The organism is Kineococcus glutinatus, from assembly GCF_039542765.1.
GTDB lineage: Bacteria > Actinomycetota > Actinomycetes > Actinomycetales > Kineococcaceae > Kineococcus_A > Kineococcus_A glutinatus.
On record NZ_BAABIL010000733.1, the window covers coordinates 1 to 1,721 of the forward strand.

The following is a 1,721-nucleotide window of genomic DNA, read 5'->3' on the forward strand; positions in this document are numbered from 1 at the left end:
CTTCCCCCGCGTCTTCACCGCGCTGCGCGACGAGACGGTGCGCCCCGTGGACCCGCCGGCGAGCAGGACGACGGCGACGACGAGCACCGCGGAGAACCGCAGCACGGGGTCCTCCCCGGCCGGGTCGTAGACCGCGGCGCGCGGCCAGGCGAGGTTGACCACCATCGCGGCGCCGTAGGCCACGGCGACGGCGTTGACCGCCAGACCCCAGCGGCCGAGCGAGAAGTGCCCGTCGTCGTGGCGGAACTCCTGCGGGTTGCGCAGCCGCCGCACGAGCATGGGCGCGGTCACCATGAGGTACGCCAGGTAGATCATCACGATGCAGACGCTGGTGAGGGCGGTGAACAGCCCCGGCTGGCCGATGTTCACGACGAGCACGGCGATGCCGCCGAGGCCGACGAGCACCGAGGCCACGACCGGGGTCCCGGTGCGCCGCGACACCCCGCCGAGGACGCGGGCGGCGGGCAGCTGCCCGTCGCGGGACATGGAGAACACCATGCGGGCGGCGGCGGTCTGGATGGCCAGCGCGCACACCAGCACCGCGACGGCGACGTCGACCAGCAGGATGCGCCCGCCGACGGGGCCGAGCTGGCTGGTCAGGACGTAGGGCAGGCCCTCGGTGGCCAGGCGCCCGTCGTCGAGGCTGGGGGCGGCCATCAGCCCGACGAGCAGCAGCAGCCCGCCGCCGACGCCGGAGACGAGCACGGCGCGCAGGATGGTCCGCGGGGCGGTGCGGCGCGGGTCGGTGGTCTCCTCGGCCAGCTCGGCGGCGGAGTTGAACCCCACGAGGACGTAGGCGGCCATGAGGCCGGAGGCGAGGAACGCGCCGAACGTCGGGTCGAACCCGGCGCCGTCGACGTCGAGGACGACGCCGGGGCCGCGCTCGAGGTTGAACAGCAGGAGGACGACGACGGCGGCCACCCCGATGAGCTCCAGGGTGACACCGACGCTGGAGACGATCGCCGTCAGCCGCACGCCGATCGCGTTGATCGTGGTGGTGACGACGATGAGGGCGCTGGCCAGCACGACGGCGTTGGTGGCGCCGGTGGGGGTGCCCAGCGCCGGGTCCCCGCCGACGACCTGGAAGCCGCCCCAGATGGCCGGCAGCACGCCCTGCAGCGCGATCGCCGCCGCGGCGAAGGTGATGACCTGCGCGATGATCATCGTCCAGCCCGTGTACCAGCCGGCGCGGGCCCCGGCCAGGCGGGTGGACCACTGGTAGATGGCACCGGAGAGCGGGTACCGGGCGACGAGCTCGGCGAACGTGAGGGCGACGGTGAGCTGGCCGCCCAGGACGATCAGCCAGGTCCACGACACGACGGGTCCCGCGAACCCGTAGCCGAAGGCGAAGAGCTGGAAGACCGTCGTGAGGATCGAGACGAAGGAGAACCCGGCGGCGAAGGAGGCGTAGCCGCCCACGTCGCGGCGCAGCTGTGGCCGGTACCCGAACCCGGCGAGGTGGTGGTCGTCGGCCGTGGTGGGCGGGGCGGCGGGGGTGGTGGTCATGGGCGGACTCCTCGGGAGCGGGTGGGGCCGCTGCAGCACTTCCTGTCGATCGACAGGAAGTGCTGCCACGCTCCCGGCCGGTCGTGTCACGGCCGTTCCGCCCCGGTGAATTCGGCATGACGCGGGCCGCCGCCCCGGAAACACGGCGGAAACACGCGGCGGGGCGGTCGCGGCGGCCGGCGGCGGGGCGCGCGGTGCGAGGATGCGCTCGTGAC

Annotated in this window: 1 protein-coding gene; it reads right to left on the reverse strand. The window is 74.0% G+C overall.

The window, feature by feature from the left end:
* Window positions 1–1,506: amino acid permease (locus ABEB16_RS20760; protein WP_345714085.1), on the reverse strand; the 1,506-nt coding region annotated here is incomplete at its 3' end.
* Window positions 1,507–1,721: the final 215 nt, after the last annotated feature.